General features: G+C 75.0%; 15 protein-coding genes. 10 read left to right on the top strand and 5 right to left on the bottom strand.

Features of this window, described 5'->3' with window-relative positions:
- Window positions 1-328 precede the first annotated feature (328 nt).
- From B056_RS0104515 to B056_RS0104495, 5 genes are all read left to right on the top strand, one after another.
- On the top strand, window positions 329-622 hold the full coding sequence (locus B056_RS0104515; RefSeq protein ID WP_018500716.1) for a hypothetical protein: 294 nt from the start codon (window positions 329-331) through the stop codon (window positions 620-622).
- 178 nt (window positions 623-800) lie between these two features.
- A complete protein-coding gene (locus B056_RS0104510) occupies window positions 801-1,673 on the top strand; it encodes a vWA domain-containing protein (protein WP_018500715.1) in 873 nt (290 codons plus the stop codon).
- The gene (locus B056_RS35110; protein ID WP_018500714.1) at window positions 1,670-2,512 is read left to right on the top strand and encodes a hypothetical protein; all 843 of its coding nucleotides are present in this window, start codon (window positions 1,670-1,672) and stop codon (window positions 2,510-2,512) included. Before B056_RS0104510 ends, B056_RS35110 begins: the two co-directional genes overlap by 4 nt.
- Window position 2,513: 1 nt before the next feature.
- The gene (locus tag B056_RS0104500; RefSeq protein WP_026239320.1) at window positions 2,514-4,190 is read left to right on the top strand and encodes a protein kinase family protein; all 1,677 of its coding nucleotides are present in this window, start codon (window positions 2,514-2,516) and stop codon (window positions 4,188-4,190) included.
- Between the two features lie 499 nt (window positions 4,191-4,689).
- Complete coding sequence (locus B056_RS0104495; RefSeq protein ID WP_018500712.1) at window positions 4,690-5,886, top strand: FAD-dependent oxidoreductase; 1,197 nt, start codon at window positions 4,690-4,692, stop codon at window positions 5,884-5,886.
- 44 nt (window positions 5,887-5,930) lie between these two features.
- Here the strand turns inward: B056_RS0104495 and B056_RS0104490 are convergent, their stop codons facing one another.
- On the bottom strand, window positions 5,931-7,223 hold the full coding sequence (locus B056_RS0104490) for an MFS transporter (RefSeq protein ID WP_018500711.1): 1,293 nt from the start codon (window positions 7,221-7,223) through the stop codon (window positions 5,931-5,933).
- 115 nt (window positions 7,224-7,338) lie between these two features.
- Window positions 7,339-7,926: a pyridoxamine 5'-phosphate oxidase family protein gene (locus B056_RS0104485; RefSeq protein ID WP_018500710.1), complete on the bottom strand. Its 588-nt coding sequence runs from the start codon at window positions 7,924-7,926 to the stop codon at window positions 7,339-7,341.
- A gap of 335 nt (window positions 7,927-8,261) precedes the next feature.
- On the opposite strand from B056_RS0104485, the gene B056_RS43480 reads away from it, so the two are divergent.
- Window positions 8,262-9,896 (top strand): serine/threonine-protein kinase, encoded by a 1,635-nt coding sequence (locus B056_RS43480; protein ID WP_051105537.1) that lies wholly within the window; start codon window positions 8,262-8,264, stop codon window positions 9,894-9,896.
- Window positions 9,897-10,098: 202 nt separating this feature from the next.
- The gene (locus tag B056_RS0104475; protein WP_018500709.1) at window positions 10,099-12,618 is read left to right on the top strand and encodes a TIR domain-containing protein; all 2,520 of its coding nucleotides are present in this window, start codon (window positions 10,099-10,101) and stop codon (window positions 12,616-12,618) included.
- A gap of 40 nt (window positions 12,619-12,658) precedes the next feature.
- On the opposite strand, the gene B056_RS0104470 is transcribed toward B056_RS0104475, so the two are convergent.
- A complete protein-coding gene (locus B056_RS0104470; RefSeq protein ID WP_018500708.1) occupies window positions 12,659-14,074 on the bottom strand; it encodes a bifunctional o-acetylhomoserine/o-acetylserine sulfhydrylase in 1,416 nt (471 codons plus the stop codon).
- Window positions 14,071-15,249 (bottom strand): isopenicillin N synthase family dioxygenase, encoded by a 1,179-nt coding sequence (locus tag B056_RS0104465; protein WP_026239318.1) that lies wholly within the window; start codon window positions 15,247-15,249, stop codon window positions 14,071-14,073. Before B056_RS0104465 ends, B056_RS0104470 begins: the two co-directional genes overlap by 4 nt.
- 196 nt (window positions 15,250-15,445) lie before the next feature.
- On the opposite strand from B056_RS0104465, the gene B056_RS45675 reads away from it, so the two are divergent.
- Window positions 15,446-15,538 carry a putative leader peptide gene (locus B056_RS45675; RefSeq protein WP_326828215.1) on the top strand — a complete coding sequence of 31 codons (93 nt, stop codon included), beginning with the start codon at window positions 15,446-15,448 and terminating at the stop codon, window positions 15,536-15,538.
- Here B056_RS45675 and B056_RS44015 read toward each other — a convergent pair.
- Window positions 15,535-15,723, bottom strand: a complete 189-nt coding sequence (locus B056_RS44015) for a hypothetical protein (RefSeq protein WP_026239317.1) — start codon at window positions 15,721-15,723, stop codon at window positions 15,535-15,537. The genes B056_RS45675 and B056_RS44015 overlap by 4 nt on opposite strands.
- Before the next feature lie 242 nt (window positions 15,724-15,965).
- On the opposite strand from B056_RS44015, the gene B056_RS0104450 reads away from it, so the two are divergent.
- Window positions 15,966-17,261, top strand: coding sequence for a bifunctional o-acetylhomoserine/o-acetylserine sulfhydrylase (locus tag B056_RS0104450; protein ID WP_018500705.1), 1,296 nt, complete (start codon window positions 15,966-15,968; stop codon window positions 17,259-17,261).
- Window positions 17,258-18,469, top strand: a complete 1,212-nt coding sequence (metX, locus tag B056_RS0104445; RefSeq protein WP_018500704.1) for a homoserine O-acetyltransferase MetX — start codon at window positions 17,258-17,260, stop codon at window positions 18,467-18,469. The genes B056_RS0104450 and metX overlap by 4 nt, the downstream gene beginning before the upstream one ends.
- Window positions 18,470-18,625 lie beyond the last annotated feature (156 nt).

The following is an 18,625-nucleotide window of genomic DNA, read 5'->3' as shown; positions in this document are numbered from 1 at the left end:
TCGGGACCGTTCCGCACCCCGGCCGGCGAAGAAGCCGACGGAGCGACCACGGGCGAATCGTGCCCCACGCCGGGTAAGGGCTCAAAATAGGGATGGCGCCATCGGGCTACGCCGAACGGGGGAACGGGCCGTACTCCGGTCCCGCGGCGGCGGGTCATTCCGCCCGCGTCCGGGTGTCGAGAAGCAGGTGTCCGACCCGAACGCGTGAGACGTTCGGGCCATTGGCCGGCCTCGACGGATTGTCGATATCACCATCGATCCGTAGTGTCGCTTTCCGCTGACGCCGGGGGCGTCACCGCCATCGCCCGACAGAGGAGCGAGGACGCGCATGCGAGAGACCACGCCGCCGGGCACCCCGGCGGCCCCGGCCGGCGACCAGGCGCCGCGGGGCGGCTGGCCCCGCCCGGCCCGGCGGCTGACCAGGGCGCTCGGTCGCGGCGGTGTCGGGCGTCTCGCCCCTCCGCGACCGCGTATCGAGGTCGGGGACGACTGGCGCCGGTGCGGTGCCGGTGACGGCGGCTGCGGCGTGCTGCTGCCGCTGGGCCAGCAGACCTGCCCGCGCTGCGGCCGGACGAACCGGGAGGACCTGGCTCCGCTGAACCTCCGCCGGAGCGGTGCCTGACCGGGCGGTACCCGGCCGGGTCGACATCGCTCCCGCCCCGGTGCGACCCGTTGTCGCCGGGCAGCCCGGAGTAGATTCCGGCGCGCATTCATCAAAAGGTGTTACCGGGCCGGGCGAGGACTGTTGTCGAGCGCCACCGGAGCGTCGGAATGGCCGGGCGATATGGAACGATAAGGACATGTACTCCGCCGAGATCAATCGCAAGCAGCCGGCCTGCCTGCTGCTCGTCATCGATCACTCGACATCGATGGCCGAGACCTGGGCCGGTGGCGCGATGAGCAAGGCAGACCAGCTCGCGCTCGCCGTCAATCGGCTTCTCGGCAACGCCGTGCTGCTCTGCAGTAAAGGTGACGACCGCGTCCACGACTATTTCGAGGTAGGAATTCTGGGCTATGGGCGCGGTGTGTCGCCCGTCCTGTACGGCTCGAACGCGAGCCGGCCGCTGCTGCCCATCAGCGAGGTGGCGCTGAACCCGAACCGGGTCGACCACGTGCTGCGCCGGATCTCCGACGGCGCCGGCGGCCTGGTCGAGGTGCAGACGCCGATCCCGGCCTGGGTGGACCCGGTCGCGGACGGCTGGACCCCGATGGCGGAGGCGCTGACGACGGCCGCCTGGATCATCGACGAATGGTGCCGGGGGCACGCCTCCAGCTTCCCGCCGATCGTGGTCAACATCACCGACGGTCAGAGCACGGACGGTGACCCGCGGATCGCCGCCGCCCGGGTGCGCGCCGCCGGCACGGCCGACGGCGACGCGCTGCTGTTCAACGCCCACCTGTCGGCCACGGCGCGTAACACCGTCACGTTTCCCGACGACCGGGCCGACCTGCCCGACGACTTCGCCCGCGCGCTGTTCGACATGTCCAGCGCGCTGCCCCCCACCATGGTGGCGGCGGCCGGCAGCCTGGGCTATCCCGCCGGCGCGGGCTCACGCGGATTCCTCTACAACGCCGACGTCACCGCGCTGATCGAGTTCCTCGACATCGGGACCCGGGCGGTCACACCGACCGGCCTGCGGGACCTGGCCGTCGGGCCACGGTCGGCGGGATGACCCCGCTGCCCGCCACCGCCACCGCCCCGGCGGTGCCGCCGCTCGCGCCGAGCCCTCCGAGCCCCCCGCGCCCGTCCGCGGGAGTGGTCGTCCTGGCGGCGACCGCGCACTCGGTGCCGAAACTCGGCCGGTCGCCGGCGGAGAACGAGGACAGCTGCGCGCTGCGTCCGGAGCGCGGCCGGTTCGCCGTCGCCGACGGGGCGTCGACCTCGGCCCGCCCTGAGGTGTGGAGCCGGCTGCTGGTCGACGCCTACGCCCACGACGGGCTCGACCCGCTGGCGCCCGACGTCCTGGGCGCGCTGCGTGAGCGCTGGCGGGCCCAGGTGAGCCGGCCGGGGCTGCCCTGGTTCGCGCGGGCGAAGCTGCAGTCGGGCGCCGACGCCTCTTTCCTCGGGCTTTCCGTCGACGTCGTGAACCGGTGCTGGACCGCGACGTGCGTCGGTGACTCGTGCGTGTTCCACCTGCGCGACGGGGAGACGCGCGCGGTGGGCCCGGTCGGACGGTCCGCCGACTTCACCCGGTTCGCCCAGCTGGTCGCCAGCCGCGGCCCGACCGCCCCGGAACCGACCCTGCTCACCGGTGAGCTGCGGCCGGGCGACGTGTTCGTCCTCGCCACCGACGCGCTCGCCCGGCTCCTGCTGTACGCGACCGAGACCCGCGGCCGGATGCCGGCGCCCGACCGGCTCGCGCGGACCGCCGGCCGGTTCTCCCGCGCCGTCGCCGCCTACCGGCATCACGGGCTGCTCGCCAACGACGACACGACGATCTGCGTGGTGCGTGCGGTGCCACCACGCGGGCCGGGCCGCGCCGACGGCCCGTGCCGGCCCGAGGGCGTGTGAATTGAAGCTGCCGACCCTGCTCGACTACCAGCAGGCCGTCCAGGTCCCGCGGCTGGCGTTCCTGGACGACCGGCTGCGCGCGAGCGTGCCGCGGCTGACCCCGCTGGGCATGCCGGCGGTCGCCACCGGCGGGTTCGCCCTGACCTTCGACGTCAGCCTGGACGGCCGGCGCCACGCCGTGCGCTGCTTCCACCGGCACAGCGACAACCTGGAGCTGCGCTACGCGTGCATCGCCGAGTTCGTCCGCTCGGCCGCGCTGGACTTCCTGGTCGGCGTGGACTACCAGCCGGCCGGGATCCGGGTGCGCGGCCACTGCTGGCCGATCGTGCGGATGGAGTGGATCGACGGCGCGCGGCTCGACGACTGGGTCCAGGAGAACCTGGACCGGCCGGCGCGCCTCGACCGGGTCCGGCTCGGCCTGGGCTACGCCGTCGCCGAGCTGCGCCGCCGCGGTGCCGCGCACGGCGACCTGCAGCACGGCAACATCCTGGTGCTGCCGGACACGTCCGTGCGGCTCGTCGACTACGACGGGATGTACCTGCCGGGGCTCGGCGGGCTCGGCGCCTCCGAGCGGGGCCACCGCAACTACCAGCATCCGGACCGCTCGAACCAGTACGACGTCACCCTCGACCGCTTCGCCGAGGAAGTGATCACGGTGTCGCTGGCCGCCCTGGCCCGGAATCCGGGCCTGTGGCGTGAGTTCAACACCGGCGAGAACCTGATCTTCTCGGCGGCCGACTTCGCCGATCCGTCGGCCTCGGCGCTGTTCGCCCGCCTCGAGCGGATGCCCGGGGTCGCGGCCACCGCGCGCCGGCTGCGGGACGCCTGCCTGGTCGACTTCCAGGACGTGCCGGCGGTGCTGGACGCCGACGCGCTCGCCCCGTATCGGTCGGGCCCGGCGGGCGCCGGCCCGGTGCCGGTGGGCGGGCCCAGGGCGCTGGCCCGGCAACCGCGCCCGGCCGGGGTGGCCGTCCCTGCCGCCCCGGCCGGTGTGGCCGGTGTGGTCGGCGTGGTCAGCACCGTGAGCGCGGCACGGTACCTGCGTACCCGGCCGCTGCGCCCGGCCCCGCTGCCCGTCGGCGGGCCCGGGGTGCTCTCCGCGCTCGACCGGGCGGGCCTGCTCGCCCGCCGCGGTGAGGAGACCACCGTCGTCGGCCGGGTCGTCCGGGTCCGTCAGCTGGAACGGACCGGCCTGATCACCGTCCTGGAGTTCGGGGACGACCGCGGCGGCGGCTTCAGCGTCGTCGGGTGGGACCGGGTCAGCCGGGAGCTCATCGCGACCCACGGCGACCCGGCGCGGCTCGAGGGCACCTGGGTACGGGTGATCGGGCAGCTGGCCGTGGACGACCGGGGGAGCCTGTCGCCGGCGCCCACCACGACGTCGCCGGCGCGGGCCGTCCGGCCGACCGGGCCCAGCTGGTCCAGCCGGCCCAACGCGTCCAACGCCGGGCGGCCGCCCGCGCCCCGGATCGAGCTGCGCCGGGGCAGCCTGCTGCGGGTGCTCACCGAACGCCAGGCGGCGAGCCTGCTGAACCGGCCCGGGACGGTGCCCGCCGCGCCCGCGACCCGTTCGGCCTACGGGTCGGGGCCGGTCCTGCCGACCCGGCGGCCGCTGCCGGCGCCATCGGTGCCGGGGCCGACGCTCACCCGCGCGCCGTCGTGGCGCGGATGGAGCTGACGGCACCGCCCGCCGGGGCCGGAGACACCCCCGCGATCGTGGTACCCCTGGCCCAGACGGGCGATGCCCGTATAGCCCGGGACTAGTCCCCCCGCAAGGCCCGAAAAACCCATGCCACCAGGGAAAACACGCCCCGATCGGCGGGCCGTGGGTGGCCCGTCCGGCCACCCGCCGGGCGGTGTCGAGGGGCCCGGGGCGATCTGTTCGCGGGCCGGCCCCGGCCGGCGGCGAATTCCTGATGACGGCCGTCCCTGCCCCGATGGCCGTTGCCGCGCAGAGCGGCCCCGCCGCCCTGACCCCCGCGGCGGGGCCGCACCCCGGCCGCCCTGACCCCCGCGGCGGGGCCGCACCCCGGCCGCCCTGACCCCCGCGGCGGGGCCGCACCCCGGCCGCCCTGATCCCGCGGCAGAGCCGCACCCCCGCCGCCCTGACTTCCGCGGCGGGGCCCCACCGCCGGCCCGTCCGAAACAGGCGCCTATTCGTACGGATAATTAAGCGCATGGGGATGGCTGGTCGGCGGGCGCTGGTGATCGGTGGGGGCATCGCGGGACCCGCGGCGGCGATCGCGCTGGCCCGGTCCGGCATCCGTCCCACGGTCTTCGAGGCCGACCCCGATCCCGAGGCCGCCGCCGGCCTGCTGCTCGGCATCGCCCCGAACGGCTTACGCGGCCTGGAGCTCCTCGACATCCAGGGCCTCGACGAGGCCGGGCACCCCTCGGCGGGAAACCACTTCGTCGACGCCCACGGCCGTCACCTCGGCACGATCGAGGCACCCTCCCGGGTGATCCGGCGCAGCGAACTGCGCCAGGTGCTGCTGCGCGAGCTCGACCGGCGCGGGATCCCGGTCGTCCCGGGCCGCCGGTTCGACTCGGTGGACGACCGGGGTGAGGCCGGCGTCCGCGCCTACTTCGCCGACGGCTCCAGCGCCGCGGGCGACTTCCTGCTCGGTTGCGACGGCCTGCGCTCCCGGGTGCGCCGCCACGTCGCGCCCGGGACGCCCTGGCCGACCTTCGCCGGCCTGGTGACCGTCGGCGGGTTCGCGGACCGGGCCGGCCGCTTGTACAAGACCGGCATGCTCGAGTTCACCGTCGTCGGCACCGGGACGTTCATCCACTACGGCACGCCGGGCGGCGAGGTGATGTGGGCGATGTCGATGGTGTCCGCCGACCCGTGGCCCTCCCCGCGCACCGCCGCCGGCCAGGAACAGGTGCGCCGCCGGCTGCTCACCCGGCTGGAGCGGGCCCCCGCCCACCTGCGAGCGGTCGTGGACGCCACCGACCGGCTCGAACGGCTCCCGCTGTCCGTCCTGGAGCCGGCCGGGACCTGGTACCGGCGCAACGTCTGCCTGCTCGGGGACGCCGCCCACGCGATGCTCCCGCACGCCGGCCAGGGGGCGTCCATGGCGATCGAGGACGCGATCGTGCTCGGCCGCTGCCTGCGCGACGCCCCGACGGCCCCGATCGGCTTCGCCGCCTACCGGGCGGCCCGCGCGGAGCGGGTGGCGCACGTCCACCGGCTGGCCCGGCGCAACCGGCCGCGCACCCCGCCGCCGAACGCCCCCGCCCGCTGGATGCGGGACCACATCGTCCCGGTGGCGATGAAGGTCGGCCTGCGCCAGATGGCCGCCGTGTACGACTACCGGATCGCCTGGGACGAGCCGTCCCCCGGGCGCGACCCGCTCTCGGCCCTGCTCTGAAGACCGGCCCTGCTCTGAAGACCGGCCGTCCCCGCGGCAGTCAGTCAGCGCGGGCGGTCGGTGCCCCTGGTGAACAGCGCGACGCACAGGACGAGCAGCGGGCCGCAGACCAGCAGCCCGGCCTCGGGCCCGACCAGGGTCCACAGCCCGCCGGCGGTGATCGTCGCGACGACCCGGCCGGCGCTCTGCAGCCCGGACAGCGCGCCGAACACGGCCCGGTGCGTCTCCGGCGGGGTGAGCCGCCCGGCGCCGGTGTACTCGGCCGCGTCGACCGCGCCCGCCGCCGTGCCGGCGAGCAGGAAACAGACGGTCATCGCGGTCAGGTCACCCTCGCCGGCGAAGGCGAAACCCGCGTACGCGCCGAGCAGGAAGGCCGCGCCGGTGGCGATCACCCGGCCGGCCCCGAACCGGTCGGCGAGCCGGCCGCCCCACACCGCCGCGGCGGCCGAGGACAGATGGAACACGCCGTAGAGCACGGCGACCGCCTGCAGCTGGCTGAGCCGTCCGGTGCCGTCGGGCAGCAGCTTGCTGGCCCGCAGCAGCAGGAGCACGGCCGCGATGTTGGACGCCTCGTAGCAGGCGATGCCCAGGGCGAGCCGGCGCAGCGGCGGCTGGCGCAGCAGCGAGAGCTCGGGCCGGGCCTGGGTCGGGACGCCGTGGTCGAGCGCGTCCCGCCCGCGCAGGGTGCCGTGCGTGCTCACGGCGACTGCGGCGACCACCGGGACCAGCGCGAGCAGGATCACCGTCCGCACCTCGACGAACGCCAGCAGCAGCGCCGCCGCGAGCGCGCCGAAGGCGGCGCCGAGGGCCCCCACGGAGCGTTCGAGGCCGAGCCGGGCGCCCAGCTCGCTCGGCGTGCCGGTCGCGCTCGCCACCTCCAGCAGCGGCGGGGTGCCCACCCCGCGCGCCACCCAAGACCCCGACCGGCACGCCCCGGCCTGCCAGACGGCGTTGCTGCCGGCCAGGAAGGCGGCGGCCAGCGCCAGCCCGGTGTTCCCGGCGACGGTGAACGGCCCGCGCAGGCCGGGCCGGCGGTCGGCGAGCTTCGTCGCCCCGGCCCGGGCCGCGCTGCCGCCGGCCCGCCCCGCCGCCTCGATCCCGGCGAGCGCGATCGGCGCGGCCCCCAGCGTGCCGGCGATGAACGGTGCGACCACCGCCGTCGTGCTCTCCAGCCCGACGGCGGAGAACAGCAGCGGCAGCCGGGCGTGCGTGAGCGAGACCGGCCGCGCGGCGGCCGGTGCGACAGGTGGGGCAGCCCCGGGCGGGGCCGGCGCGGGGGAGGCGGGGGACCCGTCGTCTGCGCGGCCTCGCGGCGCGGCGGGAGGCGAAACCGACACGCCGGGATCGTACGGTGCTTTCCGGCGACAGGTTATGAGACCTGCGATGTCGGTCAACTGACGTTACCTGGGACGTCGCGCCGCCGAGGTGGCCAGCGCCGGCGGCATGGGCCGCTCAGCCGGTGCGGGGCGGCAGGGGGAGCGGGAGGGCGGGCAGGCCGTCGATGCTCGCGCCGTTGTACGGGACCCGCTTGCAGTAGGCGCTGAACTCGGGGTCGGTCTTGCGGTCGAAGTACTGGGCGTGCAGTGGACGCTCGTCCCGGTAGTCCAGGAACGGGACGGCGTAGCCGCAGCTGTCGCTGATCCGCTGCGCGGAGATCAGGATGATCGCCCGCAGCCCGCTCGCGGCCGCCTGGTCCGCCGGGAACCGGGCGATCAGCTCCGGCCACCGCGGGTCGTCCCGGAACACCGGCTCACCGGTCCCGTGCACCCGCAGGATCTTCGGTGGCCCGTCGAAGGCGCACCACATGAGGGTGATCCGGCCGTTCTCGCGCAGGTGCGCGATCGTCTCCGCGTGGCTGCCGCCGAAGTCGAGGTAGGCGACCGTCCGTTCGTCGAGCACGGTGAGCGAACCGTCGCGGCCCTTCGGCGAGAGGTTGACGTGGCTGTCGGCGGAGAGCGGCGCCGACGCCACGAAGAAGATCTTCTGGTCCTCGATGAACGACCGCAGCCGGTCGTCGATCCGGTCATAGGTACGCCCCATTCTCAAAATTATCCGCGCTCGGGCGGCCCGCCCACCGGCTTTCGGGAGCGGTGTCCGGAGCCAGTCGGGCGGCGGCGGTGAGATGGCGCGTGGGTAGCCGGGTGGTCACCGCGTATCTACCTGTGGACGGGCTCTGGCCCGGTGGTCGCCGTGCGCGCGGTGGTGGGCCGCCGGCCGGGTGCCACCGGGCGCCGAGCCGGTCGGGCACGGCGAGCACGTCCGCCTGATGTCCGATGCCCGACGCGAGATGTCCGATGTCCGATCACGAGTGATCCGGTGGTGACCGTGGACCCGTCCGACGCAGCGGCCCAGGAACCTGGCGGTCGGAGGAGCTGGTGGCGTTGAAGTCGCTGCGGGCCGGCGACCCGCTCGTCGTGGGGCCCTACCGGCTGGCGGCCCGGCTGGGCAGCGGCGGCATGGGTGTGGTGTACCTCGGGGTGGACGGCGCCGGCTGCCAGGCCGCCGTCAAGGTGCTGCGCGACGAGTACCTCGAGGACGAGGGCTTCCGTCGCCGGTTCACCCGGGAGGCCGCCGCGATCGCCGTCATCGACAGCCCGCGGGTCGCCCGCCTCCTGGACGCCGAACCGGCCGGTGACCCGCCGTGGATCGCCACCGAGTACGTCTACGGCCCCACCCTGCTCGGCGCCGTCGCGGCGGACGGCCCGGCCGGACGGGAGGCGCTGCGCGCCCTCGCGACCGGCCTCGCCGAGGCGTTGCGCGCGATCCACGACGTCGACGTGGTGCACCGCGACCTCAAGCCGAGCAACGTCATCCTCGCCGCGGACGGCCCGAAGGTGATCGACTTCGGCATCGCCGCCGGGCTGCCGGGGACGATGACGGCCTCCGGGGTGGTGCTGGGCAGCGTCGGCTACATGGCCCCCGAACTGATCGCCGGTGACAACCGGCCGGGCCCGGCCGCCGACGTCTTCGGCTGGGCGCTGACGGTCGCGTTCGCGGCGACCGGGCGGGCGCCGTTCGGGGACGGGCCGCTGCAGGCGCTCGTGCTGCGCACGGTGCAGGGTGACGCCGACATCGAGGGCGTTCCCGCCGACCTGCGTCCGGTGGTCACGACGGCGCTGCGCAAGCGGCCCGAGCTGCGCCCGGCCGCGGCGGAGCTGCTGCGCTGGCTGGTCTCCGGTGACGTGCCGGCCGGCATCGACCCGCGACCGGACGCCGAGCGGGTCCTCGAGGTCGTCACCGGCCCGAACGCCCCGGTGGGTAGGGATGCCGCGGTGGGTCGGGCTGCCCTGGTGGGCGCGGGCGCCGCCGGGGACGTCCCGCCCGGCCGTCCGGGTCCGCGTCGTCGGGCGCCGGCGGCGGGCCGCCGGCTGGTCCCGGCCGCCGGGGTCGTCGCCATCGTCGCCGCGGCGGCCGGGATGAACGTCGTCCCGGGGGACGCGCTGACCGCCGCGCAGTCCAGCCGGGTCGGGCAGGCGGCGCTGCCCGCGGTGAGCGCGGACGGGGCCGGCCCGACGGCGGAGTCGCCGGCGGCGCGCGACGGGCGGGACCGGGCGGCCGTGCCGGCGCCCCCACCCGCGCCCGCGCCCGGCGAGCCGCCCACCGCGACCGCCGCCGGCGCCACCACCGCGGTCATCACCGGGGCCGGCCGCTCGGCGTCGGCCTCCGCGCGGCGCGGGTGGGCCGGGCACCCCGCCACCGCCGGGACGGCGGCGGAGTCGGCGCTGGCCGGCCTCGACCGGCTGCTCGCCCCGTGGCGGCCGGTGGTGGGGGAGGCGGCGGCCCCGCGGATCCCCGACCTGCCCGACCTGCCGGACCTGCCGAGTCCGGCCGAGGTGTCGGAGGTGTCCGTCGACCTGCCGGGACCGCGGTCGGTCCTGGTGCTCTCCCGCCGCCCGTCCGACATCCTCTCCCGGTCACCCGTGCCGTCGGTCGAACTGCTCCGAACACTGTCCTGGACGCGGTCGAAACCCGGAGAACGTGCTGGTCGGGGTGCCTTCCGGGGGTATTGACCCGGCCGTGTCCACCGGCCGGCCGCCGGCATGACAAATCGTTTCCCCATACCAGGGGGCAGTGCCGGCCCCGGCGAGTTCCGCCAGATGTCGGCGTCGCTCCGTGCGCTGCCTGTTCTGCCGGCGTGAAACGGCACCGGTTATTCCCCCACTGTGCGCGAGCAGGTGATACTGACGTGTTCGCACGAGGGGGGAGTCGTGAATGGCGCCGCGGGCCATGGTGGAGCCGGTCGCCTTCCTGAGCTATGCGCACAAGGACGACACGGGTCGTGGCCGTCTCACGAGGCTCAGGGCGGATCTGGAGCACGAGCTCTGCGAACGCTCCGGGCGGGACATCAAGATCTTTCAGGATCGCAGCGACATCGTCGCGGGTGACGTCTGGCGGCCCACGCTCGAGACCGGGCTGGGCAAGGTCCTGTTCCTGCTGCCGGTGGTGTCCCCCGCCTTCGCGGCCAGCGACGAGTGCCTCCGCGAGTTCACCCAGTTCCTGGCGCTGGAACGCGCCGAGCAGTCCAGGCACGGTGTGCGCCGCCGGATAATCCCGATCTACTGGTCCGAGATGGACCTGGCCGGGCTGCTCGCCGCCGCCGAGGAAAGCGGCGACGACCGGCGTGCCGCCATGCTCCGGGTACTGCGCGATCGTCAGCACCACGGATCCCGGCCCCTGAGCGCCCTGCGCCCGAGCAGCGGGACGTACGTGCGGGAGGTCGGCCGCCTGGCGCAGGTCATGGCGGACCGGCTGCCCCCGCCGCCGACCCTCGGGCGCCGGGTGGCGGCGTCGGTGTCCCTCCTGACCCACCGCCGCGGCCGGGTGCGGACGACCCTCGTCGCGACGACCACCGTCCTGGCGGTCCTGGTCGCGTTCGGGCTCTGGAACATCCTCGGAGCCGGCGACGGGGGCGGCACCGCCGCCGGCCCGGACACCGGCGGCCCCTGCGGCACGGCGGCGCTGGAGGCGATGCGGTCGCGTCAGACCGCGGCCATCCCGGGGAAGCTGCAGTGCGTCGGGGTCCGGACGGACGCGGCCGGGGCCTTCGCCGTCGCCGACCCGAACTCCGGTGTCGGCGCGCCGGCGGGCACGGGCCCGCTGGCGGGCGGGCCGGTGGGCGCGGCGGTGCCCAGCGCCGTCGAGCGGAGCGTCGAGGCGGCCTGGCGGGAGGTCGTGGCCGAGAACGAGCGGGCCGACCGCGAGCACGGCACGCCGACCGGCCGGCTGACCGTCGTGCTGGCCGGCCACCTGAGCTCCGGGGAGGAGACCGACGGGCTCGACAACGTCGAACTGCTCACCGCGCTGACCGCGATGCGTCGGTTCAACGCCACGCACCCCGACGGCCCCCGGATGCGGGTGTGGGCCGCGAACCTCGGCGGGGACGCGGAGTTCGCCGCCCAGGCCGGGGACAGGATCCGCGAGGCGACCAGGAACGCCGGACCGGTGATCGTCGTGGGGCTCGGCCAGACCCGGGACGACTCGGAGAAAATGATCAACGATATCGGCCAGACGGAGCTCGCCGGCAACACGAGTGCCTTCTCCGGCGTGCCGATGATCGCGGCCACCCAGTCAGGGACGGACCTCACCGGGGAACCCGGCTACTTCCGAATCGGCGGATCCGACGACCGGCAGGCCGAGATGGGCCTGTCCTGGGCGCCGCGGGGCCAGCTCGACCAGGTCGTGCCGTTCATCGTCTACGACGAGGCGGACCGCTGGGGCCGCAGCATGCTCGACGCCTACACCGGCAAGCTGACCAGCCCCGAGTACGAGTCCAGGTTCAGCGGCACCGCTTTCGAGACCCTGCTCGACCAGCGCGTGATCACCTACTCGACGGACCCCGACACCCCGAGACCGCTGGGCCAGGCGCTCGCCGACCCGCAGGCCAGAATCTGCGGGGACAATCCCGAGATAGCCGGGGTCGAGGTGACCGACGCACCCCGGCTCATCATCTACGCCGGGCGGACGGCCGAGCTCCCCGAGCTGCTCACCCTGCTCATGACCCTGCCCGCGAAGTGCCGGAGCAACATCCACGTGCTGGGCGGGGACGCGCTTTCCGACCTGCGTGACGGAGACGCCTGGGAGACCGTCCAGGAAATTCTCGAGAAAGACCCGGCCACCCGGCCGAAGCTCCTGTTCTCGGCTTTTGGCCCGGAGGACCCGAGTTCGGCGCGGACACTGTTCGACAACGGTCTCATCGCCGACTTCGGCCCGGCCGTGAGCGAGTTCCGCAGGGTCCGGGACCAGCTCCCGGAGGAGGACCGGCCCAGGTTCGCGGAGTTCCCCGACTCTGCCGCCTGGGCCCTGTACGACGCCGTCACGCTCGCCGGGCAGGTCGGGCTGCGCGCCGAGTCGTGCCGGCGGGAACCGGCCCTGGCCGGCTGCCGCGAGCTGCTGGAGCGGGCTGACGCCGTCCGGGAGACCGCGCGCCGCCGGCCGGTCCTCGGTTTCGACGGTTTCGACCTCTACGTCGCGCTCCGCGAGGTCTACCAGGGCCGGAGCGGCTTCGTGGGAGTCACCGGGCCCCTGCACGCCGGCGTGCCCGACCGCGCGCTCGACGTGCCCGACCAGGGCGGCGGCCTGGATCCGACCGGGAAGCTGATGGCGGTCTACGAGCTCTCCGCGGAGCCGTCGCGCGCGGTCACCACCCTGCGCTGCGCCATCCCGGACCCGCGGGTCCCGGCGGCGGCGAGCACGCGTTGCGACGACGGCAGGCTCCGCCCGCAAGCACCCTGAACCGACCGCGGCCGCCGGGGCACCGCCACCGCCACCGCCTTCAGTGGGACCGCGCGATCGCGCGGAACGCCCCGTCGAGGTCGGCGAGAATGTCGTCCACGCCCTCGATGCCGACGCAGAGCCGCACCAGGTCGGCGGACACCCCGCTGGTGAGCCGCTCGTCCTCGCGCAGCTGCGCGTGTGTGGTGGACGCCGGGTGGATGGCCAGCGACCGGACGTCGCCGACGTTCGCCAGGTGGCTGTGCAGCTGCAGCGCCTCGATGAACCGCGGCCCGAGCAGGGCCCCGCCGCGCAGGCCGAACGCGACGACCGCCCCGGTGCCGCGGGGCAGGTAGCGCGCCGCCGCGGCGTGCCACGGGCTGGAGGGCAGGCCCGGGTAGGCGACCCAGCCCACCTCGTCGCGCGCCTCGAGCCACTCGGCGACACGCAACGCGTTGGCGCTGTGCCGCTCCATCCGCAGCGAGAGCGTCTCCAGGCCCTGCAGCAGCAGGAACGCGTTCATCGGCGCCAGCGCCGGGCCGAGGTCGCGCAGCAGCCGGGCGCGGGCCCGCAGGATGAAGGCCGTCTCGGGGAACTCGTCGAGGAACACCAGGCCGTCGTAGGCCGGGTCCGGTTCGGTGAACCGCGGGTAGCGCCCGTTGCCCCAGTCGAACCGGCCGCCGTCCACGACGATCCCGCCGATGGACGTGCCGTGCCCGCCGATGAACTTCGTGGCCGAGTGCAGCACGATGTCCGCCCCGTGCTCCAGCGGGCGGGTCAGGTAGGGCGAGGCCAGCGTGTTGTCGACGAGCAGTGGGATCCCGGCCTCGTGCGCGACGTCCGCGATGCCGGCGATGTCGAGGACGTTCCCGCGCGGGTTGCCGATCGTCTCCCCATAGCACGCCGCGGTGTTCGGGCGGATCGCCGCGCGCCAGGCGTCGAGGTCGTCGGGGTCGTCAACGAACGTGGTCTCAATGCCGAGATCGGCGAGGGTGTGCCGGAACAGGGCGTACGTTCCGCCATAGAGCGACGCGGACGAGACGAGGTGATCGCCGGCGGAGGCGAGGTTGAGGACGGCCAGGGTCTGCGCGGCCTGCCCGCTGGCTGTCGCGAGGGCGGCGACACCGCCCTCCAGATCGGCCACCCGCTGCTCGAGGGCGTCCTGGGTCGGGTTGACCACCCGGGTGTAGGTGAACCCCGTCTCGGTGAGGGCGAACAGGCCGGCGGCGTGGGCCACGTCCGGGAACACGAACGAGGTGCTCTGGTAGATCGGCACCGCGCGGGCCCCGGTCGTGGGATCGGGGCGGGTGCCGGCGTGGATCTGCCGGGTCTCGAATGACCAGTCCGGAGTGCCCGCCACCGGCTGCCCCGGCCGCCCCGGTTCACCGGTCTCCCGGGGCGGCGGCGCGACGGCCTTCCGGCCCGCGGGCGCGGCGGTGTTCCGCCGGGCCGGGGAGGCCCCGATCGTGTCGGTCACGCGCCGCCTCCGCTCGGGAGCGTCACATCGGCGTAGTGGCGGCGGGCCACTTCTGGATGGCTGCGCAGCCAGCTTTTCAAGGTGTTCGTCCCGTGCTGGGCGAAGATCGGGTTCTCCGGGTCGGGTGGTTCGGCGTCGGGGATCTCCGCGAGGAGCGCGGCGGGCAGCGGCATGGGTTCGAGGGTGGCCGACAGCCGTGGTCCGAAGAAGAACGCCACGGACACCCGCTCGTGGCCTGGTGGTGGGCTTACGACGCGGTGGACGGTCGCCCGGTAGTAACGCCGGGTGGCCAGCTCGAACATCTCGCCGATGTTCACCACGAAGGCGCCGGGCACCGCCTCGGCGTCGATCCAGCCGCCCCCGCCGTCGGCGACCTGCAGACCGGACCGGCCGCCGGGGGAGCCGCCCGGATCCGCGGGGGAGCCGCCCGGGTGTGCCGGGCGAACGTCGTCCTGCAGGACGAAGGTCAGGAAGCCGCCGTCCTTGTGCGCGCCGACGCCCTGGCCGTCCTCCTGATCGTGCTCGCCGGCGTCCCGCCCGGCCGCCGCGCCGGCCGGTGCCGGCAGGTAACGCAGCAGCTTCAGGTGGGAGCGGGGCTCGGTGGCGAAGGTCGGGTCGAGGTGGTCGGGCGGCAGTCCCAGCGACTCGGCGAGCGCGCGCACCAGCACCCGGGCGACGCGTCCCAGCTCGGCCAGGTAGTCCAGGGCGGCCCCGCGCAGTTCCGGTACGGCCGCCGGCCACTGGTTCGGCCCGTCCAGGCGCAGGTAGGGCGGGTCGTCGGGCCCGAGGACGCGGGCCGGCCGCTCGTCGGAGATGTCGATCTGCTCGCGGAGGTCCGGTCTGCCCCGGGTGATCTCGTGCCCGAGACGGGTGTAGCCGCGGAAATGCGGGGAGTGGATGTTCTCGATCTCGAGCCTGGTGGCGAGCGGCAGGTCGAAGAACGCGCGGCTCACCGCGATGATCCGTTCGGTGTGGGCGGCGGGGACGCCGTGCCCGGTCAGTTGGAGGAAGCCCGGGTCGCGGCAGGCGGCCCGCAGCGCGTCCAGGAAGTCCGCTCGCTCGGCCCGCCCGGCCGGCGCGGTGTAGTGCCGCAGGTCGAGAACGGGCAGCCGCACCGCACCCGCGCCACCCGCCGGGTGCGGGCGAGCGGGGGAAGCGGCGGGGGAGTCGGGCATCGAGCCTCCCTGCTCCGGGCGGGACGCGTCCGCGGGACTTTACTCGCTTTCCCGATCGGACAGGTGTTTTTCCGTGACCGGCGAGGTCGCGGGCTCGCGGGACGTTCCGCGGTCTGTCGGTGACCTACCGGAGTGTGGCGTGGGACACATCGAACGCGTGTTGTCGACCTTGTGTCCGGCGTGTTTCGGTTCCGGCATGCCGACTCCGCTCATGCTGGTGCGTCGGGAGCACATCGATCTGCTCCGCGTCACCTCGGCCGCCTGTACCGGCGGCCGGCCGCTCGGCTAGTCCCCGCCGCGGGCGATCGCGACACCCCGCTCCACCACGTGCCCCGCCACCACGTGCCCCGCTCCACCGGGCGGCCCGTTCCCGTGGGCGGCGTTCCATGGACCGCGGGCATCCGTCCCGGCGACGTCCGCCACCGTCTGCGGGAAGCGCGCCCGGCCCGTGACCTGGTGAGATCGTGGCGGCACGGCGTGTATCCGCGCCTTTCCGCCTCGGGCGGGGCATCCTTCTTCCGGCCCCGGACCAGGGTGCCGAACGGCCACCCGGCAGAGACCAACGGATGCGCGGCGCGGGCCGGCCAGGCCGTGAGATGGGCGTGGCGCCCCCTGAGCGGCCCCCTGCCCGACGCCGTCCGAGCACCACCCTGGACTCCGGCTCCGCCCGGGACCAGGCACCGCAGTGCCACCACCGCCAGAGGGGGACCTCCGCCATGACCGAGTCGAACTGGTCGTTCGAGACGCAGCAGATCCACGCGGGCGCGCAGCCCGATCCCACGACCGGTGCGCGGGCCGTCCCGATCTACCAGACGACGAGCTTCGTCTTCCGCGACACCGACCACGCGGCCGCGCTGTTCGCGCTCGGTGAGCCGGGCAACATCTACACCCGGATCATGAACCCCACCCAGGACGTCTTCGAGCAGCGCGTCGCCGCCCTCGAAGGCGGGGTGGGCGCGCTCGCCACGGCCTCGGGGCAGGCGGCCGAGACGCTGGCGATCCTCAACCTGGCCGAGGCCGGCGACCACATCGTCAGCTCCGCGAACCTCTACGGCGGCACCTACAACCTGTTCCACTACACGCTGCCCAAGTTCGGCATCTCGGTGTCGTTCGTCGACGAGCCGGACGACCTGAACGCCTGGCGGGCCGCGGTACGCCCCGAGACGCGGGCGTTCTTCGGCGAGACGATCGGCAACCCGCGCGGGGACGTCTTCGACACCGAGGGCGTCGCGGCCGTCGCGCACGAGGCGGGCGTGCCGCTGATCATCGACAACACCCTGGCGACGCCCTACCTGTACCGGCCGTTCGAGCACGGCGCCGACATCGTCGTGCACTCGGCGACGAAGTTCATCGGCGGCCACGGCACCTCGATCGGCGGGATCATCGTCGACGGCGGGCGGTTCGACTACGGCGCCAGCGGGCGGTTCGCGAACTTCACCACCCCCGACCCGAGCTACCACGGCCTGGTCTACTGGGACGCCCTCGGCCACGGCAGTTACATCGCGAAGGCCCGGGTGCAACTGCTGCGCGACCTCGGCCCGGCCGTCGCGCCGCTCAACTCCTTCCTGTTCCTGCAGGGCCTGGAGACGCTCTCGCTGCGGGTGGAACGGCACAGCTCCAACGCGCTGCGTGTCGCCGAGTGGCTGCAGGCACGCGACGAGGTCAGCTGGGTCGCGTACCCGAAGCTGGCGAACTCACCGTGGTACGAGCGGGCGAGCCGGGTCCTGCCCCGCGGCGCGGGCGCCGTGCTGGCGTTCGGCATCGAGGGCGGCGCCGCGGCGGGCCGGAAGTTCGTCGAGGGCCTGGAGCTGTTCAGCCACCTCGCCAACATCGGTGACGTCCGCTCGTTGGTCATCCACCCGGCGACGACCACCCACTCGCAGCTCACCGACGCCGAGCAGGCGGCCACCGGGGTCACCCCCGACCTGATCCGGCTCTCGGTCGGCATCGAGGGCATCGACGACATCCTCGCCGACCTCGACGCCGGCTTCCGGGCCGCGAAGTCCGGATGACCGAGCCCGCGCCCCCGGCCCCGGCCCTGCCGGCCCCGGCCCTGCCGGCCCCGGCCCTGCCGTCACCGGCCCCGCCGGCCCACGCCCCGCCGGCCGCGCTCCCGCCGGCGTCGGCCGCGTGGCGTCCCGGCGATCCCGTGGGCGGCCGCCGGTTCGCCCGGCCGGCGGGCGCGCTGGCGCTGGAACGCGGCGGTTCACTGCCGGGCGTGACGATCGCCTACGAGACCTGGGGCACGCTCGCGCCCGACGCGGGCAACGCCGTGCTGGTGCTGCACGCGCTCACCGGCGACAGCCACCTCGCCGGTGCCGCCGGGCCGGGGCATCCGACCCCGGGCTGGTGGGGTGGGCTGGTGGGGCCGGGTGCCGTCCTCGACACCGACCGGTTCTTCGTCGTCTGCCCGAACGTCCTCGGCGGCTGCCAGGGCACGACGGGCCCGGCCTCCGTCGCCCCCGACGGGCGTCCCTGGGGCGGGCGCTGGCCGGAGATCACCGTCGGCGACCAGGTCAGGGCGGAGGCGCTGCTCGCCGACGAGCTCGGTGTCGGCCGGTGGGCGGCGGTCATCGGCGGTTCGATGGGCGGGATGCGGGCGCTGGAATGGGCCCTGGCGTTCCCCGCGCGGGTGCGGCGCGCCGTCGTGGTCTCCTGCGGGGCGGCGGCGACCGCCGAGCAGATCGCGCTCTACGCGACCCAGCTCGCGATCATCCGCGCCGACCCGAACTGGCACGGCGGCGACTACCACGACCGCCCGCCCGGCGCCGGCCCGCACGTGGGGCTGGGCCTGGCCCGGCAGATGGGGCAGGTCAGCTACCGCAGCGAACGTGAGCTGGCGCACCGGTTCGGCAACGCGGTCCAGGCGGACGGCCGCTACGCCGCCGCGTCCTACGTCGAGCACCACGGCGCGAAGCTGGCGCACCGCTTCGACGCCGGCAGCTACGTCACGCTGACCGCGGCGATGATGAGCCAGGACGCCGGGCGTGGCCGCGGCGGCGTGCCGGCGGCGCTGCGGGCCTGCCCCGTCCCGGTGACGGTCGCCGGCATCGACAGCGACCGCCTCTACCCGCCGCGCCTGCAGGCCGAGCTCGCCCGCCACCTGGGCACCGAGCTGCGGCTCGTCCCGTCCGCGTCGGGTCACGACGGCTTCCTGCTCGAGACGGCCGCCGTCGGCCGGGTCGTGCGGGCGGCGCTCACCCCCGCCGCGAGGGGCTGAACCACCCCGCGGGCGGGTCGGCCCGGGGCCGCCTGGCGTTGTGACCCCCAGTTGGTCGATCAGTCGTCCCCCGGCCGGCCGGTGCGTGGATCCCCGGCGGGTGGGGCGGTGCGCGAGCGTGCGACGATCGCTACGCAGAGCGGCAGATCCGGCGAA

Source organism: Parafrankia discariae (genome assembly GCF_000373365.1).
Taxonomy (GTDB): Bacteria; Actinomycetota; Actinomycetes; order Frankiales; family Frankiaceae; genus Parafrankia; species Parafrankia discariae.
Note: the sequence above shows the minus strand (reverse complement) of the source record. Positions and strands in the feature narration are given on the sequence as shown.